The following is a 25,655-nucleotide window of genomic DNA, read 5'->3' on the forward strand; positions in this document are numbered from 1 at the left end:
TTTTGCACGCTTTTTGTGGCAAAATAACTGTTCGTAGTTTTCGCTGGTCTTTTTATTATGCCTTTAAAAAGATTTCTGAAAGCAGATTGATGATTAAAATCACATACAGTTTCACACAATTTTTTTAGGTAGGGATGATCATTTGAGAATGAAAAAAAATTTATTGGATCCGCCCAAAATACTTGTACTAGGCTTTGCCATCCTGATACTTATTGGGGCCTATTTATTAACCCTGCCGATTTCCACAGAAAATGGAAATGGTCTTTCTTTTCTGGATGCTTTATTCACCTCGACTTCCGCTACATGTGTAACAGGACTGGTCGTAGTGGATACAGGAACGACCTTCACCACTTTTGGTGAGTTGGTCATCTTAACACTGATACAGATAGGCGGTTTAGGGTTCATGTCATTTGCGACATTTTTCTTTTTCCTTTTAGGCAAAAAGATTTCTTTAAAAGGCAGGTTACTCTTGCAGGAATCCTTAAATAATCTATCCATGGCAGGTGTAGTCAGGTTAGTGAAACGGCTTTTAATTTTCACGGCAATCATTGAGGGCATGGGTGCCCTTATTCTATCGATTCGCTTTTCTTTTGACATGCCAATCGGCAAAGCAATCTATTACGGGTTTTTTCATTCCATATCGAATTTCAATAATGCCGGCTTTGATTTAATGGGGGAATTCAAGAGTTTGACCCCTTATGTATCGGACCCCTTCGTGACCCTTACGGTCGTCTTCCTCATCACGTTTGGCGGAATAGGTTTTATCGTGATGAATGAAATATACGAATACCGTGATACCCATCGTTTATCCATACATACGAAGATTGTTCTGACGACTAGCTTGGCACTTACGATTGCCGGCGCAATTTTAATCTTTTTATTCGAGTTCGGCAATGCCAAGACATTGCAGCCTTTATCTTTCATGGGTAAAATGCTGTCATCATTATTTCAATCGGTATCACCAAGGACGGCAGGCTCCAATACGCTGAATATCCCTGATTTAACTCAGCCTACATTACTGCTCATCATTTTCTTGATGTTCGTCGGGGCTTCACCCGGATCGACTGGCGGCGGGATTAAAACGACTACATTGGCAACGCTTGTCGGAACGGTTTGGTCACAGATTAAAGGAAAGGGTGATGTGGTATTATTCCGGCACCGCATTGTGAGTGAAACGATCTTTAAAGCATTGTCCGTTACATTCATTGGCGTATTCATGGTTTCAATCATCTCCATTCTGCTGACCATCACTGAAAGCGGAAGTGACTTCTTGATGATTTTATTTGAAGCCACTTCAGCATTTGCCACCGTGGGACTTTCAATGGGTTTGACCCCTGAATTATCACCGGTTGGCCGGATGCTCATCATTTTCACGATGTTTGCAGGCCGTGTGGGTCCTTTGACTTTGGCCTTTGCCATCGCTATGAGGCGCAAACCAGATCCGTTCCGACGTCCAAAAGGGAAAATCATGATTGGTTAAACATAAATGAAGGAGTGTAAAAGATGGGAAAACGACAATATGCCGTGATCGGTCTAGGCAGATTCGGAACCAGTGTGGCCCATAGATTATATACGGCTGGCCAAGAGGTATTGGGTATTGATGTCAACGAGGAAAGAGTCGAGAATGCGGAACTGAGCGTTACCCATGCTATCATGGCGGATACGACTGAAGAAGAGACATTGAAATCAATCGGAATCCGTAATTTCGATTGTGTCATCGTAGCCATCGGAAATGACATGCAATCGAGCATTTTAACTACCTTGCTTTTAAAAGAGCTTGGGGTAGATAAGGTCATTGCCAAAGCTCTTAATAAAAATCACGGTCAGGTGCTCACTAAAGTCGGGGCCGACTGGGTCATCTATCCTGAGAGGGATATGGGGGAGCGGGTCGCGAATCAACTCCTGTCCCCTAACATGCTGAACTATATAGAACTCTCTAAAGAATACAATATCGAGGAAATCATCCTCCCCATGAGCATGAAGGGAAAAAGCCTCAGGGAGCTTGATCTACGGGCAAAATATAATATCAGCGTCATTGCCATCGTGAGTAATGGAGAAATCATCATAGCCCCCTCACCGGATCAGGATATCCATGAAAATGATATACTTTTAGTGGTTGGCAATAAAGAAGATCTAGCCGTCTTTGCCAATATTGAATAATCCAACAGGTTCCGGCTCTTGCTTTATGGGCCCTGTACCTATTTGAATGCAGCATCACTTATACATGCGAGAAGACCGCCATATGGAGGTCTTCTCGATGATATTTATAACGAGCATCCCTATGCCCTGGATATGTATGTATTATTTTATCGTACTGATTGCTTGGGCAAGAGTGGACTTTATCGTCACTTTATCAAAAGGCAGATGAAGCTTAACGGCAGTCATGGCTATTTCCGGCCGAAGTCCTGAAAGGGTTGTTTGAATACCGATCAAATGTAAGGATTCAATCAATTGTGACAGCTGGTGAGCGGATGCACCATCAATTGCATGAACGCCCGATAGGTCAATGAAAAGCCTTGTGACATTTTTTTCAGCGCACTTTTGTAATGTGTTTTCAAGCAAGGACATGCCCCTAGTCGTGTCAATATCGCCTATCAGGGGAAGCAAAGCCGTGTTATCTTTAAGGGAAATGATGGGAGTGCTCAATTCATCGATCGTTGCCTGTTGGGCTTTCATGATTTTATTGGCATATCTATGATTCGCTTCCGTAAACCTCTCCATCACTTCACTGAACACCTTCACCACTATCCGATACCAGGAATTTATTTCTTCCTGCGTATATTTATCTCCATGCAATCCCACAAACCGGTCAATATAATCAAGGTATTGCTCTTGCGTTCGAAAGAACTCCCTCAATATAAAATAGATGGGTGTGTTTAAATGCTGCTCATCCTGACCGATATCTTCAATCCAATCACCAAGCCAATTAAAGAATTCCCTCTCTTCTGTAACAAAGACCTGAAAGAAACGTAAATGGAATTCATTATTTTGCTGCTTAAGTTTTTTAATCACTTTGAGATCGGTTGAGCTATAAACCCCCGCCTTATCGTTCTTATTCAATGTTGCGTACCAATCCTCAGTTAATTGTCCTGCCACACCCAATAAAAAGGAATATAGTTCTTTATTTCTATGCATAAGTTTCTCCACCTATTTTTTTTATAAAATAGCATTCCAATTGGTCTCAGTAATCAATAAATCCAATGCAGCTAATTACAGAAATCAGCATTGTCAGGCTATTGAAATATCATCAAAGTAAGCATCGAAGATAATTTCTTCAATACATGAAATGTCATGACCTGATACCCAATGGTCCCCTCTTTCCATATACCTTCCCAGCTGTTTTTGAAACCATACAACCACTGTTTTTTTTAAAAAAATTTGCAGGAACCTACATCTATTATTCTGGTAAATCTGCGTTCACCCAAAAAGCATTTCATTATTATTGTTTACCATTTTTATATTTCTTTAACAAATCCTCCCTTTTCTTTATAACAAAAAAGGACCTGCTCCCAGATCCTCCGTTCATCACCATTTCGCCCATCTTATGAGAATTACTTTTTCATAAATAAGGCCGTCCATAAGCCTTGCACCCCAAACGTTTCATCGGATTGTTCCATTTTCCTCATTTTACGTATTTCCAGCACGTCAAATTCCTTGAAGATCATTCTGAGTTTTTCTTCAGTAAAACCTAATCCGCCTTTAAGGCTTCCCTGCCTATATACTTCCCAATCTGAAAGATCTGCACCACCCAATATACCGCCTTTGACAAAACAAGTAATCGAATACAATCCCTTAGGCCTTAACGCCTTTTTCACCATCTCCAAATAATTGATCCTTCGATGTGGAGCAATATGGTGAAAACAACCTGAATCATACACGAAGTCATATTGCCCTTCATCAATATCCAAATCAAATATATTCCTTTGAATGAAGTTCACGTGCACTTTCTTTTCTGCCGCTCGTTCTTTTCCCCAGTCCAGTGCTTCCTTCGAAAGATCCACCGCATCAACGGAACAGCCCTTTTGAGCAAGGTAAATGGCATTTCTCCCAGGTCCGCATCCAAGCTCAAGAACCTTTCCTGGCCCAATTAACCCACCATTAAAATAAGTAACCAAATTCTCATCAGGGAAATTTTCGAAAAAGGGGACCCCCTTTTCACGGTCTTCATAAAAATCATTCCAGAATGCAGTTGGCTCACGCAATAACGAGTCCAGCATATTCAATAAATCTTCATAGGTTGTAATCGTCTCCGACAATACCTTCACCTCTTCCCATTTTACCCCACCATTTAATTATACTGGTTTCAGCCTGTGCCTATGTAACAGCTGCATCAAAAATACGTAACATATGGCATTCAGACGCTCCCTATTCTTCCTCATTGCTACTTTGACCATCTCTTCTGAAATGTCGGCACCTTAATTTTTGCCAAGAATGTTCACTTGAGCCAATCTGGATATGTGGAGCCATTTCCGATTCCGACTTCCAGAATAGTATCATTTCCATTGCTATTCAATTTGGATAGGGGTCCTTTCGGATTTTTCAATTGACTCCCGATCCACTTCTGAAACATGCCTCCTCCATCACATACGTTTACTGATGATTATCTTCCTATACATTCCATTCAGCATGACCGGTCGATCTTCTTCAATTTTCACACTCTTATCATGTCTACTGAACAAGTCTTCAAACCGCAAGCCAATATCCGTTCCTAAAAACCTTATGATGGGTCTCAGAAGCTTTTTGGGTAGTGAAAGCACTTCATCTTTAGAGATAAACTTATCGAATAGTATGATTTTTCCCTCGCCTTTTAAAACCCTGATCATTTCCTGAAGGCATTCATCGGCATCAGGTACGACGGAAAGAATCAAACTTCCCACTATATAGTCAAACGATTCATTATCGAATTCCATATGCTGTGCATCCATCTCGAGAAAATTGATCGATGTATTATCAAATTTCCCCATCGCTTTTTTTAGCATATCGGCTGACAGGTCTATCGCCGTTATCTCAAGGTCAAGGTTCTTGACCACCTCCAAATCGGCCCCCGTACCTACGCCCACAAACAGAACCTTTGCATGATCTTGAAAATGCATCTCTTCAAATATTCTTTTCCTGGCATCTAAAAAGAGATAAGAATTGAAGATTTTGTCATAAATCGGCGACCAAACCTTATAAATCACTTTATTCCACGAATTATTCAACATCCCCACCACCTTGCTTACTTTTTCTATAAAGCATTAAATATCCCTTTCAAGCGGATATTATATCTGGCTAATTAGTAAGATTAATCTCCATGCGGCGCTTCCCTGCCCGCTTTAATGCAGACATTACACCTGAGCGATTCATTTCAAACACATTACCTTGACTGTCATAGTAATATACTATAAGATATACCAAAGGAGGTGAGGATTTGGTTCAACGACAACTATCCTCTGACTTGCTTCGCGGACATGTAGATACGATGATTCTAAAACTCCTGCAAAGTGGCGATAAATATGGTTATGAAATCAGCAAACTGATATATATGGATTCGGATGAGCAATATGAAATTAAGGAAGCGACGATGTATTCCAGCTTAAAACGACTGGAAAAGGACGGATGCATCATCTCTTATTGGGGAGATGCCACACAAGGCGGGAGAAGGAAATATTACAAAATCACCCCGATCGGGGAAGACACATATATCCAAAATAAAAATGACTGGGAGCAGGCCAAGCGAATACTTGAGCGCCTCTTGTAAGAAAGGAAGATGAAATGTGATTGAAAAACTGAATGCACATGTTCATAACATTTTTGCCCCGTACAAAAGTGCAAAAACAGCAAAGGAATTGGAAGAAGAACTGCTGCAAAACTTACTGGAAAAATACAATGACCATAGAAGGAATGGTGCCAGTGAGCAGGAAGCGTATAAGCTGACTGTGGATTCGATTGGGGAAGTATCAGAGCTCATGGAATCGCTCAATCTGCAATACAATGTGCTTGAGCAGGCGATAAGCATGGACTATTCCAGGCAACGCTTATTGGATTCCGACTTCCGCTCGGTTTCGGTGCATGATGGAAAATTTAATTCCTGCGATTTAAGCCGTTCTGATTTCAGTCATTCCGACCTGACGAACAGCACATTTAAAAGCACTAACTTAAATAATTGCATCTTTGAAAACGCCAATTTAACCAGTACCTTATTTAAAAGTGCAAATTTAAAAGGAGTAACTTTCAAGAACTGCATTTATAATAAAACCCATTTTAAAGGCTGTAATTTATCAGGTCTTATTTTTGATAAGGAAACATTCAAACAAACCATTTTCGAGGGTTCTTCATTGAAAAAGGCATCATTTCGCGATGCCACACTCATCAATGTTCAATTTCGGATGTCCGATTTAAAGAAAATCGACTTTACTGGAGCTTCGATGGATAAACTCACTTATAACTTTTTACCTGGAGCTAAGGTTGATCTTAGCGGCGTGACCATCATCTAAAGGAGGGTTTGACTTTACCGATAGCGATTGTAAGTATCTACCTCAATCATTTGCGTGACCGTGTTTCTGACTGCGGTCGTTTTAAAAGGAATGAGCATGGGAGAATGATTCAATAAGAACCCTGTGCTAAGACACGAAAAGTCTTAGCACAGGGTTTTTATATGATTATCATTCAACCGCCCATCCTCCTCTGCATGAACCTTTAGACTTCCACTTCAAATTCTTTAACGTAGACAGCATTCCCGGTGATTTCAATATCGTATATGTCATGGTTTTTGGTAGCCGTAACGCGAACTCTCCCATCCTTCCCGATTTCATGTCCCTGTTCGATTAACAGGTGCACCTCATCTTCAAGACCATCCTTTATGTATTTTGCATAATAAGCGCCCATTACACCTGAAGCCGTTCCCGTAACAGGGTCTTCAAGCGTACCTGAAAATGGCGAGGAAAAATGCCTGGCATGCATATGGGCATCACTATCATACGTTTCCAGGCAAAAGGGATGAACAGAAGCTCTTGGCATTTCCTTTAATAATTGCGGAAACAGTTTATTGTTCGCCTTCATCCTTTTGAATGAATCGCGTTCTTTTACCGGAACCAGTAAAGTCCATAAGCCTGTACTTCCGTAAACAATAGGTAATTCATTTTCCAGATCTTCTATATCAAGTCCCAGGGAACTGGCCAAGCCGACCTTATCTCCGCTAAACTCTTCAAACTGTGGCGCGGCCTGCTTCATCGTAATGTATACCTCTTGATCCGCGGTCGTATGGATCTTGATTGGCAATATTCCTGCTCCTGTTTCAATCATCAGCTCATCTTTATCCAATAATCCCCTGCTCTTCAGTGCATGGATGGTAGCCATTGTCGCGTGACCGCAGAGATTCATTTCGTGTCCTGGTGTAAAATAACGGATTCTAAGATCCGCAATATCGGACTTCATGGGAAAAGAGGTTTCATTGAACCCCACCTTCAGCGCTATATCCTGCATTTCCTTTTCCGTCAGTCCATCCGCATCTAAAACGACACCTGCCGGATTTCCTTTATTCGGTTTACTACTGAACGCATCGTAATGAAAAACCCTTACCATTTTCAAATCTAACATCTCCTATTAAATGAATGGTGCTTCTCTTTTAATAGTAATTCTATATCTCCATCAAAATCCCTCTTTCGTCCTATACTTAGTGAAACGACCATTGATTTTATTTTCTGACTATTGTACAATTACTCAAATTCATCTAATTGTAAAATTCCATGAAGGGAAGGAGTACGTTATAGCTTCTGTTCCAAAGAGAGCTGGTGCTTTGCTGAAAGCCAGTGTCCAGAATATAACCGAAAATCATCCCCGAGAAGTAAAGCCCAATCTTCAGTAAGCTTTACCGGTTTCCCCCGTTATATGGGACAACGTACTATTGTGCGTTTGTAAAGGGTAGTAATGTGCTCTCGAAGCATTTTATTAAACAAGAGTGGTACCGCGAGTTAAAATCTCGTCTCTTAATGAGACGGGATTTTTTGTTTTTATCATAATCAATGAAAATAACGGAAAAGCAGGTGCAGGAATAATGCAGACACTATTATTCGTAACAGATTTATACTATGAAGCAAAAGGAAGAAATTATTATGAGGAGGATTTGTTCCTTACTTCGAAACTTAGAGAAGATTTTCAATTAGTACTATGCCATCCTGAAGACATTGAAACGTTTGAAAAGGATTTTGACCTAATCGTATTTCGAAATGCCGGTCCAGTCGCCAATTTTAAAGATAAGTATCTAGCATTCCGTAACAGAGTGGCTGCTGGTTATTTGAAAACGTACAATTCATTTGTTGGAAAGGCTGATATGAACGGGAAGGAATACTTAATTGAACTGACGAATGCTCAATTCCCTGTCATTCCGACCATCGATACACTTGAATCCTTAAATAAACTTCCTGATGTGGAAATGTATATAGTTAAGCCGAAAGATGGCGCGGATTCCATCGGTTTGGAATTTGCCACGAAAGAAGAATTGGGAAATAAAATGGATTCAGAATCAAAGAACACATTGGTGCAGCCATTTATCAACTTTGAGTATGAAGTCTCTTTTTATTTTATCGATACGGAATTTCAGTATGCCCTCTATGCGCCTGACAAAGAGAAAAGATGGGAATTAAAAGAATATAAACCTACTGAAGCAGATCTGGCCTTTGCTAAACGATTTATTGAATGGAACAATCTTGATTGGGGAATCCAACGCGTTGATGCCTGCCGGAATGAACAAGGTGAACTTTTATTAGTAGAACTTGAAGATCTAAACCCCTATCTTTCCCTGTTGGAATTAACCGATGAAACACGCCAGAATTTTGTAAAAGCCATGAAAAAATCCTTACAGAAAGCACTTCAGGCTTAGTATAAAGTGCGAGGTAGGTCGAATAACTGCGTCAACGGCGGAAAAAAGTTAGAAGAAAAAATATTGGAAATAGACAGAAGACAAAGAAGAAAATAAAAGAGTGGTGGAGTTTTAGAATTAAACTTTCACCACTTTATTTATGGACAAATAAGAATCTCACTTGCAAGCTCCGATTTTATGAATCGCAGGCGAGGTTTGCGATCTCTTCTTTTTAGCCGTCATTTGGAAAAACAAAGTTTGATATACTAACCGAATTCCTAAAAGGAGATAGTTAAATGAAAGTTGTATTAAAGTATTTAGTCATTGAACTAAAGAATTAATACCAACGAGTATATAATATTCCCACCAATAACCACCACCATATACACCTTGAAAGAGAACCTTAACAGTAGCACGTGCAGTATTCCCTGCATCATTAACCTGCATAAAGTTTAGTGAAAATAGATTTAAAATGACCTAAGATATTTGACTGCCGCCTCAGCATATATCTCGGCAGATTCTACTAAGTTCTCCACTGAAACCCGCTCATCGTACCCATGGATAGTGTGTTCCAGCCCAGGACCGTAAAGGACGGTATCAATGCCATGGCGCCGGAAGTGACTGGCATCACTTGAACCAAGCAAAAGTACGCTGAAGACGGGTTCCTCCATTCCAAGGACACTCTGGATTCCCAGTTCTATGGCCCTGACAATTGGACGATTCTCTAAGGTCCAGTTCGGGTTAGTACAGGGTACCATTGGCTCTACAACCGCACCTGGCGCTACAGCACTAACAAGATTCCTAGCGACATCAAGTACAAACTCGGGCTTCATACCGAATGGAACCCGGGTATCCACTTTAATGATACACTTGTCTGCGACGACGTTCACATTTGTTCCGCCCTGAATTACACCTGGATTGTAAGAGGGACGATAAAGTAACTGTGACAGTAAGGGATTTCCTAGACGCTGAGATAGGAGCCACTCAGTATTGTACAAAAGTTGACAAGGCTCTGCCGGAGGCGTTGCCTTGAGCTCCCATAGCTTGGTTAGTGCTTCGACCGCGGCTGCCCCTCTTCGTACGGCCGAGATTCCATAAAGCGGTTGTAGGCTGCCATGATCTGTCTGACCTGGTATGATCACCTGCATCCATGCCTTGCCCTTTTCACCGGCATTCGGATGGTGGGGGTCCGTTGGTTCACCAATCAGACAAGCATCACCCTTAATCAATCCTTGATCCAGGAGCGAGGCCACCTCAATGCCGCCAGTCTCTTCATCCGGAGAGGCAATAACTCCTAGGCTACCTTTCAAATTAAGAGTGGGGGCGAACTCCTGAAGTAGTCCAGCCACAAAAACCAGTGATGCCAAGCCTCCTTTCATATCGGAGGCTCCCCTACCCAAAAGCATACCTGCTCTGACTTCTCCTGAGAAAGGATCGAAGGTCCAATGTGAACAATCGCCTGCAGGTACGACATCTGTATGTCCACAAAATAGGAGCCGTGGACCAGGTACCCTGGTTAAGGGAGCATCACAGACCACAGTAACCAGCGCATTTTCGCTACGGCGGTGCTCGGTAATCAAGAACCCTTTTGCTGCTAGGTATCGGCTAATATGGCGTCCCATTTCTGCTGACTGCTTCATAAACTCGGGCGATGGATTTTCAGTTGGAATTCGAATAAATGAAGCAGCAAGTTCGACTAATTCCTGTTGCCTTGACCTTATCAGCTGCCGGATTATTCTGGTACTCATATAAATACATCCCCTCCATGTCCAGTATTAGCTGCAGTATTTCTATACTATTCTATGTGCTGTTCCTAGATCATATTTCTGGGGTTAAAAGTGGGGAAACATTTGATACATGTTATTTAAAGTCGCGTTCAATGCTATAGTTAAACTTAATGAGCCAAAGATATATAGGGGTAGCGTCCGGAAAATGTGCTTAACGTTGTAAATCCGCATTTTCCTGAAGCTACCCTTATATAGTAAATATAAGATTATGTAGTGGTAATGCCTAACCTCCGTTTAGCTAATTATGCTTGACTGGTTTTAGGGTTTTTGACTTGCTGAGGTGAAGCATTGAAACGGCTGGAAGGCACTCTTATCCCCTATGCTCAGGAACCTTCTACCCGAAGGCGCTACTGTAAGTTTTAGAGGTTGCATCAAGCAACCGTCAAGCAGGCTCGATGGACAAGCTATCCCCCCTAAAAAACATTTGTGAGCTTACAAAGTTATATAGATATTAATACTAATGCTAAACTTGTCTGTTTAATAACGATAATTAATTAAACAAACATAGAATCAAAAAGGGAGCGGATTTCTGAAATCAACTGCAACCTTTTTACAAATAAAAAAACTGCAGGCAAACTCGCTTTTCTTCGAGTTTGTCTACAGTCTGAAACAACTTTTAATCTATCCGGGCCTTTATTTCAATTGTGATTTATGCCATTTCCACGCACTTTCAATGATTTCTTCCAAATCTATCGATGCTTTCCATCCAAGTTCTTCATATATCTTATTAGCCGAAGCAACAAGACGGGCTGGATCTCCAGGGCGACGGTCTGCATACTCGATGGTCGGTTTCACTCCCGTGACTTTTTCACAAGTGTCGATTACATCCTTAACCGAAAATCCTTTTCCATTCCCAAGATTGTAGGTGGCCGTATCCTTCTTTCCGGATAAAAGGGCTTGAAGCGCGATTATATGGGCTTGAGCTAAATCCGTTACATGGATATAATCACGGATGCAAGTGCCATCTTCTGTGTCATAGTCCGTACCAAACACGGAAATCTTCTCACGTTGACCTAATAAATGCTGTAATATAATCGGAATCAAGTGTGTTTCCGGATCATGGCTTTCACCGATTTCTGCCGATGCATGTGCTCCGGCCGCATTAAAGTAACGCAAGACGACATAATGAAGTCCATATGCTTTTGCGAAGTCTCCTAAGATCTGCTCTACCATCAATTTCGAGCGGCCATATGGATTAATCGGATTGGTTGGCTGATCCTCATCAATCATATCAACATTCGGTATCCCGTAAGTAGCTGCCGTTGATGAAAAAATGAAATTCTTAACATCATGCTTGAGCATGGTATTCAACAATGTAAGAGTTGCACCTACATTATTTTCAAAGTATTTATAAGGATCTTGGACAGACTCCCCAACCAAGCTATTTGCAGCAAAGTGCATAACAGCTTTAATGGGATACTTAAGGAATATATCATTCAAGACCGCTTCGTCCCCTAAATTTCCTTCCACCAAGATGGCCTTCGAATCGACCAGCGAACGAAAACCGGTTGAGAGATTATCCAGAATGACAACCTCTTCAGTATTCACTAACTCTTTTACAAGATGACTTCCAATATATCCTGCACCGCCAACGACCAAAATCATATAGAATTTCCCCTTTTACTTTAAGCTTAAATGAATTCTTGCCAATTTTCTCAACCTATATATGCATTTAGTGTGAGGTCTAATTATAAGGACCTCCCTCATTTTATAAGCATTTATTGAAGGTTTCCATGGCCAATCCATTATATTGGGTGTAATCAAACTTCGCTAGTTTAGGATTATCATTACTAACCATGGTAGATAAGCCCTTTTCCAGTCCATCTATGCTATTTTCGACAAGTAAACCATATTTACCGTTTTCCAAAACGGTTCGGTTAGCCACTATATCAGTAGCCATGATTTTCATTCCTAAAGTCATTGCCTCCAATAATACCATAGGCTGCCCTTCATAATGTGAGGAAAGAACGAAGCAGTCACATTTTTCCATGAACGAAAATGGATTTTCAAGCTGGCCCAAAAGATGAATGGAATGATTTAAGTCCAGCTCATCAATGATTGCCTGCAAATCTTCCTTTAAAGGTCCTTGTCCTAAAATATACAGTTTACTATTTTTGTGTTTTTCATGAAAGCCTGCGAATGCACGAATCAAATTATCTTGGCCTTTTTCAGGTGATAATCTTCCCATATTGACAAAGTTAAAATCATTTTTATCAGGATATGGAACGAATTGATTATTCACTTCCAATCCATGGACCTCTTGTACGCTTAACGCCTGTTTATCGATCCAGCCTATAGATATCCCGTCCAATAATATATGGGCATAAGTGCCAAGTTGGGTAACCGATTCTTTATCGAATTCCACGATCCGGCCATTAAAGCTTGGCCCATTTTCCAAGACCATGGCATCTTGAAGCCCATAAGGCTTATCCCAAATATTATAATCACCTAAGTTAATTTCGGCAGTGCCGCGCACTTCCCGTTCTTTTAACAGGATTGGCTCTTCTATGACTTCGAATGCCCCCGTATTTAACCAGCCAATTTTCTTATTATCGATTTCGAAAAGGTAATAGCCGCCTTTGTTGGTTCTGTTATACTTTATGATTCTGACGATTTGCCCTTCAAAATCGATTGCCTTACTCACTCTTTTAGCCTTGTAGTTCGGATAAGCCTTCGTCCAGATCGTATGCTCCTCCGGATTAGTTATTTTTCCGTACTTCTGATTACCCGTGTTTATTTCCTTCAGCGTCCTATTCTCAATCTTATCAATGAACTTTTTATTGTTTTTATAGTTTCTGGATATTATATACTTTCTTTTCATCATGATTTGCAGCTTGTCATTTAAGCTCATGTCTTCATTGATTGTACAATGTTCAAGCATGGATAAAGCCGAATTATCTATCCAGCCTATTATCTTATCTTTTACAGATATTCTGCTATAAATCGAATGCTGGGTTTTTGCTTCCTTATCGACGTTTACAATGATCCCTTTAAAATCATGACTGCCAGAAATTTTGTACGTTCCTTCAACCTTATAAGGCAACGACCAAATATAGTTTGATCGAGGTCTTACTAACCTGGCAATTTTATCCACTTCTTTTTCATAAATGATGCTGTCTGGCAACAGCTCCACAGCTTCTTCACTAATCCAGCCAATGATTTGATTGTTATGGCTGAATTTGTAAAAAGTGTTCTGATTAGCATAGGCCTTTCTCGAAATCACGATTTCAGCACCTTCAAATCGTTCTTCCAGTGGAAATTGAGTGGCATTCGAAATTCCCGGAAGGGTATTCCAAACATGATTATCCTTAACATCCCTTAATATCGCCCTTGCTTTGAAGTTTTCTGTGATCAATGCCTTTTCATCATTTTCGATAACTTCAGATTCATTTGACTCGATTTGAAGGATTTTATCCGGGTTGATAGAATTCATTACATAATCAAATTTATCGAAGTCTGCATACTCCAATAGATTCTTTCGGTTTAATTCCATCGTTCCCTCAGAAACACTTACAAGTTTATCAAATCGATTGTATACCGAAAAAATACCTCGTAGATTAATACGGTGAGGTCTCTTTCCATTAATGATACGCTCACTATCAGAAAGCAAATCATTATGCATATAACAAACTTTCTTTTTTGCATCTGCCGCCAGCAGATATTTAGCCCAATAATGGCTATAACCGCTAAAATCAATCACAAAATCAAACTTCGTTTTACCGAATAAACGTGCATGCTCTCTAATATAGGCATTTTCCGGGTAAAGCTTCTTCCCTAAGAACCCTCTTTCCCCTCTGTTATGGATGAATTTATCTTTGTAGACTTCCAAAAATTTATACACAGGCAAGCCAGGTTTGAATAGAAAACGTACATTCTTATTAACCTTGCCCATATTTTTCAAAACCTCGTGCGAGTGAGGAGTGGCAGTAAAACAGCTGACATCATATTTATCGTAATCAATATTATTCATTAAGTTAAGGAAAGAAGATGTAATTCCGTTATCCCTCAATCCACCCGGATAAATCAATATTTTTTCCTTTGCGGAATCCAGGCTGGTAATTGTGTTCAGTTGTTTCGTAGACTTATTGAAAATATTTTTGACTATTCTCTCTGTTACTTTTCCATCCTCATGGTTCGTGAATTTTCCCTGCATTTTTTTATATTTTTCGGAATATCTCGATTTCACATTTTTAATATCTTTAATGGCCTGTGCCAATTCTTTTGAGTTAAAAAGCATCGGTCCCGGGAGTTCGTCATTTTGGAGATATTGTCCCCTTTGCTCAGCATAAACGTCCGTATCCCATGTGTAAAACAGAATTGGCTTATCGGTAACAAGGTAATCAAAGAAGATACTGGAATAGTCCGTGATAAGCAAATCGACTGCAGCAAGCAATTCATTTGTATCCACATGGTCAGGTATTAGTCGATCCTTGATTTCCGAATGCTTGGCAGCTTCTTTATATAAAAATGGATGCACCTTAATGAATAGGTTATATTGTTCACCGATTTGACTTTGTAAATCATTAATATCTGCAATGATTTGCAGAAGATCGTTATCTACTTTGGCCAGATTCGTCCCCTTCCAAGTCGGGGCATATAAAATATTTTCCTTAGCATCACTGATTTTCAAACCTAGCGTTCTTAGATAATCCTTATACTCCTCCGGATTCGTGTTCAGCGTCAAATCGATCCTCGGATATCCTTCTTCTATGATTTCACCTTTATACAATCCATTTAACTTATAGCTATGTGTAAATATGTTGGTAGTATGGGCATTAGGGCTCAAAATGAAATCCGCACTTAAAAAGTTCCTAACGACGTTTTGAGAGACCGAAGGGTTACCGGGAATATCGAAGCCCATATTCTTAAGGGGCGTTCCATGCCAGGTATTGATGTAAATTTGATCGCTTTTAGGGATGAAGAAAGACTGGAATGTGGAGTTATTGATTAAATACTCACTCGTTGCCAACCATTTTAAATATTCCTTTGAATTACGTTGAACAAATTGAACATTCGGCATATCCTTATACTTCGCCATTACACCTGAGAGGACACTGAAATCCTGGATGGACCAAATGTGCATAAAATCTTGATAGTCCTGATTTTCCAGCATATATTTAAACATCGCGTATGGACTGTCAGTCATACTGTTTCCATCACGACTCTCATATAGTATTGTGTTTTTTTGCACGCTTAATCTCTCATAATACTTTGCATATCTATTTACTCGCTGATGGTTTTCCTTCATTAAGAAATTGGCGATAGGCTGTTTAAGGAAATCGACTTTTCTTTTTATTACCTTCTTATTCACTAAATAGGCTCCCCTTTTATCGATTTATATTCACCATTCAAAATTATGTTTGCCGTTCATTAACCCAAAATAACAACTATGAATGATCAATAGTTGGAGATTTTTTAAAATGATTACTCTATTAAATTAAAAGTTTATGAATGGGCAGTAAAAGTTTATTTGTCCACTGCCTTGTGCAGTTCGAGGATATTTTCCATTACTTTTATGATATCGTCTCTTAAATCAGGACGTTGCAGGGCAAATTCAATGGTCGTTTTCACAAAACCATCAACAACACCTACATCAAAGCGTTTTCCTTCAAAATCGTAAGCGAAGACTTTTTGGATTTCATTCAGTTTTTGGATGGCATCCGTTAGCTGGATTTCACCGCCAGCTCCTGTTTCCTGCTTGGCCAGGAAATCGAATATTTCCGGAGTCAGGATGTATCTTCCCATGATGGCTAAATTGGATGGTGCCGTTCCTTGTTTTGGTTTTTCGACGAAACGGTTCACTTCGTATCTTCTGCCATCTTGCGTAAGCGGGTCAATGATGCCGTATCTATGTGTTTCGTTCTCATTTACCGGCTGCACTCCAATGATGGACGAACCTGTCGCATCATATTCGTTGATTAATTGACGTAGGGAGGGCACATCACTTTCCACGATATCATCGCCTAAAAGGACGGCAAAAGGCTCATCACCAATAAAATTACGTGCACACCAAACAGCATGTCCAAGGCCTCTCGGTTCTTTTTGCCTAATATAGTGGATATTAGCTAAATTGGATGGGTATTGCACCTTCTCCAATAAATCGAATTTCCCTTTATCCCTCAAATTATTCTCTAGTTCGTAAGCATTATCAAAATGATCTTCTATCGCTCGTTTATTCTTTCCTGTGACAATGATTATATCCTCAATTCCCGCTTTCACAGCTTCTTCTATAATATATTGAATAGTTGGTTTATCGACTATTGGCAGCATTTCTTTAGGCATTGCCTTCGTTGCGGGCAAAAATCTAGTTCCCAATCCCGCTGCAGGAATTATGGCCTTTTTAACTTTTTTCATACTTTGTAACTCCCTCATATTAAGATAAATCTACAAAAAACACCAAATTTTTCTGAATCATCCTTTTTATAGTAACATAGACTCGTTTTTTGTAAATATATTAACAGAAAAAATACCCTTCTTTTGTAAATTCACCCATAGTTAAAACTTCCATCCAATGCAATATCCCGCTTAAAAATAAAGCCATTCCCCGATATTTCAGGAAAAGGCCTTATTTTTTTTCACTATACAGATGGTAGGTCCAAGGACCTGATTTTTTAGCTCCACTTATCATTTCATTCGTTTTTAACGAGTCGTCTGCATCCGGATCTGTTGCGATCAACAGGTCTGCCTATAATTCGGCCATTTCAACGTAAAAAAATGGACGTCACCACAAGGAGCGACGTCCACTAAATTATTCAGCTTCGGCAACAACGGTAAAGCGTTGGTTGATGTGCTGCGGGTTTTCAATTTCATCAAGTACTGCAAGGGCAAAATCGGCATAACTTACATAGCTTTCACCCTTTGAGTTTACCAGAAGATTGTCTTTACCCAGTGTATACCGACCTGTTCTATTACCTTGCGGATCAAAGAAGGCGGAAGGACTGATGAACGTCCATTGGATGCCTGTGGCATTTTGTAGATCGCCAAGGTTCTTGGATTGATTATAGGCTGTTGCAAAGTATTCTTTAGGGAACTCTGGCGTATCCAGCACGCGGATCGTTTTTGCCTCGTCAACGAAAAGGCTTCCAGCTCCGCCAACAACGATCAGTTTAGTTTGAGGAGCCCCTTTCATAGCCTCAATCAAGATTTTTCCTGCCTCGACATGCAGATGTTCTTTCCCTGGAGCAGCGCCAAATGCATTCACTATCACATCGAATCCTTTAATATCTTCTGATTTCAGATCGAATACGTCTTTTTCCAGTACGGATGCTCCTTGAATTTGGACTTTAGCTTCATCCCTGACAATGGCCGTAACATCATGTCCCCTAGTCAACGCTTCCTTTAAAATCAGACTTCCAGCTTTTCCGCTCGCACCAATAATACCGATTTTCATTTTAAATTCCTCCTATATATTGTTTTTGAAACTTTAATTGTAACTTAAATGCTTACATGTAATAATATAAGTTACAGGTTGCCATTTTGTCAACTTTATTATTTTGAGGAGTTCGGAGATATATTCGAGTTTCGTCGATATATTGCAATTTCCGGTGATATATCCTGGTTTTTCGTCGATATATTGCTGTTTCCGGTGATATATTCTGCTTCCTCGTCGATATATTGCAGGTTTCGGAGATATATCCTGATTTTTCGTCGATATATTGCTGTTTCCGGAGATATATCTGATTTTTCGTCGATATATTGCAGGTTCCGGAGATATATCCTGCTTTCTCGTCGATATCTTGCAATTTCCGGTGATATATCCTGGTTTTTCGTCGATATATTGCAGGCTCCGGTGATATATCCTGGTTTTTCGTCGATATCTTACAATTTCCGGAGATATATCCTGGTTTTTCGCCGATATATTGCAGGTTTCGGAGATATATCCTGATTTTTCGTCGATATCTTACAGGTTCCGGTGATATATCCTGGTTTTTCGTCGATATATTGCAGGTTCCGGTGATATATCCTGGTTTTTCGTCGATATATTGCAGGTTCCGGAGATATATCCTGATTTTTCGTCGATATATTGCAGGTTCCGGAGATATATCCTGATTTTTCGTCGATATATTGCAGGTTTCGGAGATATATCCTGATTTTTCGTCGATATCTTGCAATTTCCGGAGATATATCTGATTTTTCGTCGATATATTGCAGGTTCCGGTGATATATCCTGGTTTTTCGTCGATATCTTGCAATTTCCGGAGATATATCCTGGTTTTTCGTCGATATATGGCTATTTCCTGAGAAATATCCTGAATTTTCTTCGATATATTGCAGTTTTTCGTCGATATATATAAAAAAGCACCATTCCTTTTAGAATGGTGCGCTTAAATTAGCTGTTTTTCTTTTTCATTAGCAGTCCCATGCAGATAGTGATGAGAGTAAACGCGATAAAGGCCAAAAACGGGATCGTGATGAATCCTAGCCAATTTATATACTCACCTGAGCAGGGAACACCGCTTTGACACATTTCAAAATGCTTCAGTGCTGGGATTTTTTGCAGACTATAGTGATACCCTGACACCAACATGCCCAAAATCGATAATGGGAGGATGTATCGGTAAATTTTCAGGTCTTGCTCATAAAAGGCACGGCCCAATAAAATAACGAGCGGGTACATCAAGATCCTTTGATACCAACAAAAGGTACAGGGTACATAATGGAGAATCTCACTAAAGTAGAGACTTCCGGCAGTGGCGATGATCGATAGGATCCAAGAAAATAATAGTGGCTTGTTCATCACTATTTCTCCTTCGCTGCATCATCAACCATTTTCTCTAAATCATCAATTGTATTTCCTTCAAACTTCTTGCCATTGACAAATAAGGAAGGAGTTCCAGAAACGCCCAATTCGTCGGCCAAGTCCATATCTTTGTTCCATTGGTCCTCGGAATTACCTGCTTTAAAGGAGGAAACTACTTTTTTCACATCTTTGTCATTTGCGATTTCTTTCAATGTTTCTTCTAAGAATTTGTCCGTAAACACATCTACCTTTTCATATTTCAGGTCCTCTGGCTGCTTATCGTACAGAAGCTCATGGAATTTCCAAAAGGTATCATTTCCTAATTCCTGATAAACACTTTCCGCAAATTTAGCGGATCTGGTTGAATCGACGTTAATGAACGAATAATTCATGAAATAAAATTGCGCTTTTCCTGTATCAATTAATTCACTTTGTATAGAAGGAAAGAATTGCTCCTCGAATGTTTTACATACTGGACATTTATAATCACCAAATTCCACTATTTGGACAGGTGCTGATTTTTCACCCAAATAAGGCTGTGATTTATAATCGATTTCATTAACGGCTGTATCTTCGTCCTTCCCATTTGCCAAAAATATAAAGCCAATGATGATTACAGCAATTAACCCTATCATCCAAAACGTGAATGCAGAAGATTGTTTTTGATTACCCTTTTTTTTATTAGCCATCATATACCTCCATCACTTGTAATTGTGTCGATATTCCTTCTCCAGCCATAGCGGCCGATTTCGATTCCCCCTTCCTGTTGCTTTCACCTGTAACTGATTCATTTACACGTTATAATATAAGTTTCACCATGCTGGTTTGTCAATTACACATACTTTTTATTTTTGCCTTTGCAGAAACGGCGTTACTTGACAAGGATACGGTTAATGGATAAATATTATTCTTGCAGGCCATTATAACTTGTAACCACTTGAATTACATGTTAAATAATTTATACTATATAAGAATAGAGATTTTAAAGGAGAGAAAAAAGAGATGTCCATCAGTACCCGCTTTTCCGTAGGGATCCATATATTATCTCTTTTAGAAATAAACAAAGAAGGCGTTAACACTTCTGATTTTATTGCAAAAAGTGTAAACACCAACCCAGCCTTAATCAGAAAAATCACCGGCATGCTGAAGAATGCAGGCTTAGTGAACGTTCGTCCGGGTATCGCCGGAGCAACATTGGCCAAGGAATTATCGGATATCACTTTGCTTGATGTTTACCAGGCTGTCAACGTTGCCTCCGATAAAGAATTATTTGGAATCCATGAAAATCCTAATCCAGCATGCACTGTTGGAAGAAATATACAAGATACAATAGAACCCATCTTTTCAGTTGCGGAACTTGCCTTGGAAAAGGCATTGGGAGTGGTAACGATCGAAGATGTCGTTAGGGGTATTCTGGAAAAGGATAAAACTTTATAGCAAAAAAAACACATGAGTCTGACTCATGTGTTTTTTGCCGTTTTCTTATTTATACTTAGGAACTTCAATCATCAATTTATAGGAATCTAGTAAACTATACAAATTATAAATCTGTTTCACTTGTTTTGTTGCCCAGCCAATATCAGTCGCATACTGGTGTGAAGCATATCCATATTTCTCTGAGGCTGTAGGATTCCATCTCATTTTGTAAAGCGTGTCCTGTCCAGCAGAGATATATCCTTTGGCGATGAATTCGGCACCGCCTATGATGGCCGCCTCCGGAGTGAACCAGCCAGCATTATAGGCGTATTGAGCGCCGCTGCTTAGCGCCGTTCCGTCAAATGCTCCCACTCCATACATATTATAGACCGTTTTCCCGTTAACCTTTACGCCAGTAGCTAACGGTGAAGTGCCATTCCCGGTCTCCAGCAAAGCATGTGAAATCAGGTAGATTTCATTGACCCCATATTTCTCCCCTGCCGCAGTGAAGGTTACAGCTTGGCCTTGTAGAATCCCTTTACCTGAAAGGATTCTATTATTCACTTCAGAAACGTTCATGTTGGTGACTTGAGAGAGCTTGACGAATTGGAATGATTTGACTGGATCATTCACAAAATTATTTGGGTTAAGATTATATTCTATATCTTCCGGACTGGCATTTACCCATGTCTTGTTATAGTCCACCTCATACCAATAGTATCCGTCAGAGCCCTTTACTTTTGATTTAATATTCAATGATTGATTATTGCTGACAGGGCCGACTACCCAATAATTAGATCCAGCTCCGCCCCTGACACGCCATCCGGTTCCTTTAACCGTACCTTTTGTAGAATTGATTAAAGTTAATCCATCTTCACGTATGTAGGTTTTATAATTTTTATCCGTTTGACCATTTACGGCCATTTGAATTTCAACCATCTTTTCCATCGTAAGATCATACTCTTTATCGATCCTGATTATCGATCCATTCGAACTTCCTGGACCTTCCGGTGCTTTGACTGTTAAATATTGCGTACTGACATATCCCGTTTTTCCATTGGCCGTGACTCTTGACCAGCCATTAGATTCTGAATACACCGTTACGGCCGTATTGTTTACAAGCTTGGCTATAATTGAAGCGGAAGCTGATGCTTGTGACCGCATATTCAGACTGGAGCCATCATTCACATTTACATATTTAACTAACGTGTTTTCTTCTCCGTCCGGATTCAGCCCCGGTAAAGAACCAGGCTTCGTTGCTGATAGATATTGCGTACTGACATAACCTTCTCCGCCATACGCTTTAACTTTTGACCATCCATTTGATTCCGAGATGACTTCTACCTCTACACCCCTTGCCAATTTCACAATGACGGAAGCACTTTCTGACGGCTTATTCCGCATATTCAGTGAACCCGAGCTGACATTTACATATTTCGTTGTCGTTTTTTCAGGTATGGATGGTTTGGAGTCCATTTCAGGCCTTGTCGTTGAAAGAAAGTCAGCACTGACATACCCATCCTTCCCATTGGCCTTGATTTTCGCCCAGCCTTTGGATTCCGAATAGACCGTCACTTCCGTTCCTTTTGACAGCTTTGCGACTATGCTCGCGCTTTCCGATCCGCTTTTTCTCATATTGAGCGTTCCAGTAGAGCTTACGTTTACATATTTCGTTGTCGTTTTTTCAGGCGTTACTGCCGTTGATCCCGATCCTGGCTTTGTTGTCGATAGATATTTGGCACTGACATGGCCGTCTTTTCCATTTGCTTTGACTTTGGCCCAGCCTTTGGATTCCGAATAGACCGTCACTTCCGTTCCTTTTGACAGCTTTGCGACTATGCTCGCGCTTTCCGATCCGCTTTTTCTCATATTGAGCGTTCCAGAGCTTACGTTTACATATTTCGTTGTCGTTTTTTCAGACGTTACTGCCGTTGATCCCGATCCTGGCTTTGCCATCGATAGATATTTGGTGCTGACATACCCGTCCTTTCCATTGGCTTTGACTTTGGCCCAGCCATTGGATTCCGAATACACCGTCACTTTCGTTCCTTTTGAAAGGATGGCGACTATGCTTGCGGTAGCTTTTCCACTTTTTCGCATATTGAGGGAACCCGTAACATATTTCGTCGTCGTTTTTGCAGGTGTGGCTGACGTTGCTCCCGATCCTGGCTTTGAAGCAGACAGATATTTGGCGCTGACATATCCATCCTTACCATTGGCTTTGATTTTCGCCCAGCCATTAGCTTCCGAATAGACCGTCACTTTCGTCCCTTTAGAAAGGATGGCGACAACGCTTGCGGTAGCTTTTCCACTTTTTCGCATATTGAGGGAGCCCGTGCTCACATTCACATATTTCGTTGTCGTTTTAACCGTTACCGCAGCTTTGGTTACCGTTCCTGGCTTCGTTGCCGATAGATACTTCGTACTGACATATCCTTCTTTTCCATTGGCTTTGATTTTCGCCCAGCCTTTGGACTCCGAATACACCGTTACCTGTGTGCCTCTTGTCAGCTTTGCGACTATGCTGGCACTTTCTATCCCGCTTTTCCGCATATTAAGTGAACCTGTGCTCACATTCACATATTTCGTTGTCGTTTTAACGGTCGCCGCAGCTTTGGTTACCGTTCCAGGCTTCGTTGCCGATAGATACTTCGTACTGACATATCCATCTTTTCCATTGGCTTTGACTTTCGCCCAGCCGTTGGATTCCGAATACACCGTTACCTGTGTGCCCCTAGTCAGCTTCGCGACCATGCCGGCACTATCACTGGCGTTTTTTCGCATATTCAGTGAACCTGTGCTCAAATTCACATATTTTGTTGTCGTTTTAATCGTTACTGCACTTTTCGTTAAAGTCCCTGGCTTCGTTGCCGATAAATACTTCGTACTGACATATCCATCATTTCCATTGGCTTTGATCTTCGCCCAGCCTTTGGACTCCGAATACACCGTTACCTGTGTGCCATTTGCCAGCTTTGCAACTATGCTTGCATCCTCCGCCCCGTCTTTTCTCATATTGAGCGAACCGGTACTTACATGTACAAACATGAAGTCCTCAATACTGGCCTGTTCCGCATGTAGTGGAGCTGCAGATATTTTTTCTTCGAAAGCAACTGTAGACAACACTGCAAAACAGAAAGTTGGTATAATTAATTTCTTCATCTCATTCTCCCTACTAAAGAATTATGTTTTTAACATTTATTTAAATATCGGTTAAAATCAGTATAATAATATAGGCATATATGCTCATTCATCTAAAATATATCATATTCCTTTAGATCTATAGGGAGATAAAGAAGATTGTAACATAATAGTAAACTAATAGACATTTAAGTAATAAAATAGAAATATTCGCAAAGAAGCTTACCCGGCAAGCAAATGATGAATATAAAGTATATTGATATAATTACTTACCACTCAAATTAATGCCTATGAGACGAGCATCTTTCTGCATTTACCGAATATACATAAAAGGTGAGCACACGATCCTTAGTATTTGACGGATCGAGGCAATAACCTATATAATTACTGTATATAACTTATAAGAATCCTTCTGTTAAGGGGAGTAGCTATACAATAAAGTCGTCAGTACAGGATTGAATCCTCGGCTTTATTGGCAACTGATTTTAGTTGTTTGCAAGACCTTGCCGATTATTTGGTGAGGTCTTTTAATTTTTTTAAAGACGGTATGACCAATAATCGGTTATACCGTCTTTTTTGATTCGAAAAATTGCACAATAGAGGTGAAAAGTATGCAGAACTATAATGAATTAGCTCAAAGCGTTAAGATTTCCGATGATAAAAAGCATATATTGCTTGATGCCGACCCATCTTTATCACTTATCGGAAAAGGCCGCAGCGCATATGTATTCAAAATACATTCCACCAATAAGGCACTAAAAGTGTTTTTCCCGGATCATTCTCACACAGCTAAAGTTGAAGCTGAAATATACAAAACCGTCCAATCCATCGAATACTATCCAACCCTATATGATGCGGGGGTAAGTTACCTGGTTATAGATCACATTGAAGGCAACACTCTTTTTGAATGTTTAACATTGGGAATCCCGATAACGGAAGAAAACATTGCCGAGATAGACCATGCCCTGCAATTGGCAAGGAAAGAGGGATTGAACCCTTCGGATATCCATTTACGAAACATCTTCATCACTTCCGAAAAAAAGGTGAAGATCATTGACGTTGCAAGGTTTAAGCAAGTGAAATCCTGCAATCAGTGGCACGACTTGAAAAGTGCATTTCACCTTTTCTATTCGAAGTCATTTTTTCCGAAGAAGATCCCCAGCTTCATACTGAATTCCATTGCAGCGATTTATAAAAAGAGATTTCTGCCCATCTGATCCTTACTATAAAAAAATCACATTGGAGGCATATATGAAAAAAATAATGACCATTGCTCTGCTGTCCATCCTTACATTAAGCGGATGCTCTGCTTTAGAAGAAGTCAATTCATCATTGGAGTATGCAGATAATGCGACGGAGTATGTAAATACCGTTAAGGAATTTTCCAATGAGGTGCCTGCATTGTCACAGGACGCCGTCACGAATGCCGAAGCAAGAGCAAATCTTGAAAAAGAACTGGAATTGATGAAAACGGAGATTGAAGAATTCAATGCAACGGAACCACCCCAAATCGCTGAAGGCATCCATGAGAAGATCGTCAGCTCGAATCAACAGCTTTCGGATGGAATTGAATTATATCTGAATAATATTGAAAATGGCCAAATTGACCCTAAGGCATTGGAAGATTCAGAGATAATGAAATCAATCGATAATATAACAGGATTGGCAAAACAAATTGAAGAATTGGGGAATTAAGCATCCTGCAATGAATAAAATCGAATCGCTTGAAACA

General features: G+C 40.2%; 21 protein-coding genes and 1 other annotated feature. Of the genes, 8 read left to right on the forward strand and 13 right to left on the reverse strand.

Going from position 1 to position 25,655, the window contains the following annotated elements; translation table 11 throughout:
• Positions 1 to 148: 148 nt before the first annotated feature.
• Positions 149 to 1,480 carry a TrkH family potassium uptake protein gene (locus AC3ISB_RS24165; protein WP_098373042.1) on the forward strand — a complete coding sequence of 444 codons (1,332 nt, stop codon included), beginning with the start codon at positions 149 to 151 and terminating at the stop codon, positions 1,478 to 1,480.
• A 23-nt stretch (positions 1,481 to 1,503) separates the two neighbouring features.
• The gene (locus AC3ISB_RS24170; RefSeq protein ID WP_098373041.1) at positions 1,504 to 2,160 is read left to right on the forward strand and encodes a potassium channel family protein; all 657 of its coding nucleotides are present in this window, start codon (positions 1,504 to 1,506) and stop codon (positions 2,158 to 2,160) included.
• A gap of 141 nt (positions 2,161 to 2,301) precedes the next feature.
• Here AC3ISB_RS24170 and AC3ISB_RS24175 read toward each other — a convergent pair whose 3' ends face one another.
• From AC3ISB_RS24175 to AC3ISB_RS24190, 4 genes are all read right to left on the reverse strand, one after another.
• A complete protein-coding gene (locus AC3ISB_RS24175; RefSeq protein ID WP_480340253.1) occupies positions 2,302 to 3,135 on the reverse strand; it encodes an STAS domain-containing protein in 834 nt (277 codons plus the stop codon).
• Between the two features lie 416 nt (positions 3,136 to 3,551).
• On the reverse strand, positions 3,552 to 4,256 hold the full coding sequence (locus AC3ISB_RS24180; RefSeq protein ID WP_489274720.1) for a class I SAM-dependent methyltransferase: 705 nt from the start codon (positions 4,254 to 4,256) through the stop codon (positions 3,552 to 3,554).
• Positions 4,257 to 4,435: 179 nt separating this feature from the next.
• Positions 4,436 to 4,570, reverse strand: a complete 135-nt coding sequence (locus AC3ISB_RS24185) for a hypothetical protein (protein ID WP_339200963.1) — start codon at positions 4,568 to 4,570, stop codon at positions 4,436 to 4,438.
• Between the two features lie 10 nt (positions 4,571 to 4,580).
• On the reverse strand, positions 4,581 to 5,201 hold the full coding sequence (locus AC3ISB_RS24190; protein ID WP_489277017.1) for a class I SAM-dependent methyltransferase: 621 nt from the start codon (positions 5,199 to 5,201) through the stop codon (positions 4,581 to 4,583).
• A gap of 260 nt (positions 5,202 to 5,461) precedes the next feature.
• Here AC3ISB_RS24190 and AC3ISB_RS24195 point away from each other — a divergent pair, with 260 nt between their 5' ends.
• Positions 5,462 to 5,740: a PadR family transcriptional regulator gene (locus AC3ISB_RS24195; protein ID WP_370662603.1), complete on the forward strand. Its 279-nt coding sequence runs from the start codon at positions 5,462 to 5,464 to the stop codon at positions 5,738 to 5,740.
• A 16-nt stretch (positions 5,741 to 5,756) separates the two neighbouring features.
• Complete coding sequence (locus tag AC3ISB_RS24200; RefSeq protein WP_098373033.1) at positions 5,757 to 6,476, forward strand: pentapeptide repeat-containing protein; 720 nt, start codon at positions 5,757 to 5,759, stop codon at positions 6,474 to 6,476.
• 202 nt (positions 6,477 to 6,678) lie between these two features.
• Here AC3ISB_RS24200 and AC3ISB_RS24205 read toward each other — a convergent pair whose 3' ends face one another.
• Positions 6,679 to 7,569 (reverse strand): PhzF family phenazine biosynthesis protein, encoded by an 891-nt coding sequence (locus tag AC3ISB_RS24205; RefSeq protein WP_141992534.1) that lies wholly within the window; start codon positions 7,567 to 7,569, stop codon positions 6,679 to 6,681.
• A gap of 149 nt (positions 7,570 to 7,718) precedes the next feature.
• Positions 7,719 to 7,971 (forward strand) — a binding site (T-box leader).
• A gap of 64 nt (positions 7,972 to 8,035) precedes the next feature.
• Between AC3ISB_RS24205 and AC3ISB_RS24210 the strand changes: the two genes are divergently transcribed.
• Positions 8,036 to 8,860 carry an ATP-grasp domain-containing protein gene (locus AC3ISB_RS24210; protein ID WP_489274722.1) on the forward strand — a complete coding sequence of 275 codons (825 nt, stop codon included), beginning with the start codon at positions 8,036 to 8,038 and terminating at the stop codon, positions 8,858 to 8,860.
• A 446-nt stretch (positions 8,861 to 9,306) separates the two neighbouring features.
• Here AC3ISB_RS24210 and AC3ISB_RS24215 read toward each other — a convergent pair whose 3' ends face one another.
• The 7 genes from AC3ISB_RS24215 to AC3ISB_RS24245 form a co-directional block, all read right to left on the reverse strand.
• A complete protein-coding gene (locus tag AC3ISB_RS24215) occupies positions 9,307 to 10,587 on the reverse strand; it encodes a M20 family metallopeptidase (protein ID WP_489274724.1) in 1,281 nt (426 codons plus the stop codon).
• Between the two features lie 672 nt (positions 10,588 to 11,259).
• The gene (galE, locus tag AC3ISB_RS24220; protein WP_489274726.1) at positions 11,260 to 12,231 is read right to left on the reverse strand and encodes a UDP-glucose 4-epimerase GalE; all 972 of its coding nucleotides are present in this window, start codon (positions 12,229 to 12,231) and stop codon (positions 11,260 to 11,262) included.
• Between the two features lie 103 nt (positions 12,232 to 12,334).
• Positions 12,335 to 15,937 carry a CDP-glycerol glycerophosphotransferase family protein gene (locus AC3ISB_RS24225; RefSeq protein ID WP_489274728.1) on the reverse strand — a complete coding sequence of 1,201 codons (3,603 nt, stop codon included), beginning with the start codon at positions 15,935 to 15,937 and terminating at the stop codon, positions 12,335 to 12,337.
• A gap of 155 nt (positions 15,938 to 16,092) precedes the next feature.
• Positions 16,093 to 16,980: a UTP--glucose-1-phosphate uridylyltransferase GalU gene (gene galU / locus AC3ISB_RS24230; RefSeq protein WP_098373027.1), complete on the reverse strand. Its 888-nt coding sequence runs from the start codon at positions 16,978 to 16,980 to the stop codon at positions 16,093 to 16,095.
• Positions 16,981 to 17,374: 394 nt separating this feature from the next.
• Positions 17,375 to 18,016: an NAD(P)-dependent oxidoreductase gene (locus tag AC3ISB_RS24235; protein ID WP_141992529.1), complete on the reverse strand. Its 642-nt coding sequence runs from the start codon at positions 18,014 to 18,016 to the stop codon at positions 17,375 to 17,377.
• A 939-nt stretch (positions 18,017 to 18,955) separates the two neighbouring features.
• Positions 18,956 to 19,363: a disulfide oxidoreductase gene (locus AC3ISB_RS24240; RefSeq protein ID WP_141992527.1), complete on the reverse strand. Its 408-nt coding sequence runs from the start codon at positions 19,361 to 19,363 to the stop codon at positions 18,956 to 18,958.
• A gap of 2 nt (positions 19,364 to 19,365) precedes the next feature.
• The gene (locus AC3ISB_RS24245) at positions 19,366 to 20,058 is read right to left on the reverse strand and encodes a DsbA family protein (protein WP_489274731.1); all 693 of its coding nucleotides are present in this window, start codon (positions 20,056 to 20,058) and stop codon (positions 19,366 to 19,368) included.
• 310 nt (positions 20,059 to 20,368) lie between these two features.
• Between AC3ISB_RS24245 and AC3ISB_RS24250 the strand changes: the two genes are divergently transcribed.
• Positions 20,369 to 20,803 (forward strand): Rrf2 family transcriptional regulator, encoded by a 435-nt coding sequence (locus AC3ISB_RS24250; RefSeq protein WP_144529050.1) that lies wholly within the window; start codon positions 20,369 to 20,371, stop codon positions 20,801 to 20,803.
• Between the two features lie 45 nt (positions 20,804 to 20,848).
• Here the strand turns inward: AC3ISB_RS24250 and AC3ISB_RS24255 are convergent, their stop codons facing one another.
• Entirely contained in the window at positions 20,849 to 23,944 is a 3,096-nt protein-coding gene (locus AC3ISB_RS24255; RefSeq protein ID WP_489274734.1) for an SH3 domain-containing protein, read from the reverse strand.
• Between the two features lie 590 nt (positions 23,945 to 24,534).
• Between AC3ISB_RS24255 and AC3ISB_RS24260 the strand changes: the two genes are divergently transcribed.
• Both AC3ISB_RS24260 and AC3ISB_RS24265 read left to right on the forward strand, forming a co-directional pair.
• Positions 24,535 to 25,140, forward strand: coding sequence for a serine/threonine protein kinase (locus tag AC3ISB_RS24260; RefSeq protein WP_098373020.1), 606 nt, complete (start codon positions 24,535 to 24,537; stop codon positions 25,138 to 25,140).
• A gap of 34 nt (positions 25,141 to 25,174) precedes the next feature.
• Complete coding sequence (locus AC3ISB_RS24265) at positions 25,175 to 25,618, forward strand: DUF6376 family protein (RefSeq protein WP_098373019.1); 444 nt, start codon at positions 25,175 to 25,177, stop codon at positions 25,616 to 25,618.
• Positions 25,619 to 25,655 lie beyond the last annotated feature (37 nt).

It is taken from the genome of Peribacillus sp. GL_122 (assembly GCF_057835005.1).

Bases quoted from the DNA above. Each gene is read 5' to 3' on its own strand.
- AC3ISB_RS24165 (WP_098373042.1), top strand. From the start codon at position 149: ATGAAAAAAAATTTATTGGATCCGCCCAAAATACTTGTACTAGGCTTT.
- AC3ISB_RS24170 (WP_098373041.1), top strand. From the start codon at position 1,504: ATGGGAAAACGACAATATGCCGTGATCGGTCTAGGCAGATTCGGAACC.
- AC3ISB_RS24175 (WP_480340253.1), bottom strand. From the start codon at position 3,135: ATGCATAGAAATAAAGAACTATATTCCTTTTTATTGGGTGTGGCAGGA.
- AC3ISB_RS24185 (WP_339200963.1), bottom strand. From the start codon at position 4,570: ATGTTTCAGAAGTGGATCGGGAGTCAATTGAAAAATCCGAAAGGACCC.
- AC3ISB_RS24195 (WP_370662603.1), top strand. From the start codon at position 5,462: ATGATTCTAAAACTCCTGCAAAGTGGCGATAAATATGGTTATGAAATC.
- AC3ISB_RS24210 (WP_489274722.1), top strand. From the start codon at position 8,036: ATGCAGACACTATTATTCGTAACAGATTTATACTATGAAGCAAAAGGA.
- AC3ISB_RS24215 (WP_489274724.1), bottom strand. From the start codon at position 10,587: ATGAGTACCAGAATAATCCGGCAGCTGATAAGGTCAAGGCAACAGGAA.
- galE (WP_489274726.1), bottom strand. From the start codon at position 12,231: ATGATTTTGGTCGTTGGCGGTGCAGGATATATTGGAAGTCATCTTGTA.
- galU (WP_098373027.1), bottom strand. From the start codon at position 16,980: ATGAAAAAAGTTAAAAAGGCCATAATTCCTGCAGCGGGATTGGGAACT.
- AC3ISB_RS24235 (WP_141992529.1), bottom strand. From the start codon at position 18,016: ATGAAAATCGGTATTATTGGTGCGAGCGGAAAAGCTGGAAGTCTGATT.
- AC3ISB_RS24240 (WP_141992527.1), bottom strand. From the start codon at position 19,363: ATGAACAAGCCACTATTATTTTCTTGGATCCTATCGATCATCGCCACT.
- AC3ISB_RS24245 (WP_489274731.1), bottom strand. From the start codon at position 20,058: ATGATGGCTAATAAAAAAAAGGGTAATCAAAAACAATCTTCTGCATTC.
- AC3ISB_RS24250 (WP_144529050.1), top strand. From the start codon at position 20,369: ATGTCCATCAGTACCCGCTTTTCCGTAGGGATCCATATATTATCTCTT.
- AC3ISB_RS24255 (WP_489274734.1), bottom strand. From the start codon at position 23,944: ATGAAGAAATTAATTATACCAACTTTCTGTTTTGCAGTGTTGTCTACA.
- AC3ISB_RS24260 (WP_098373020.1), top strand. From the start codon at position 24,535: ATGCAGAACTATAATGAATTAGCTCAAAGCGTTAAGATTTCCGATGAT.
- AC3ISB_RS24265 (WP_098373019.1), top strand. From the start codon at position 25,175: ATGAAAAAAATAATGACCATTGCTCTGCTGTCCATCCTTACATTAAGC.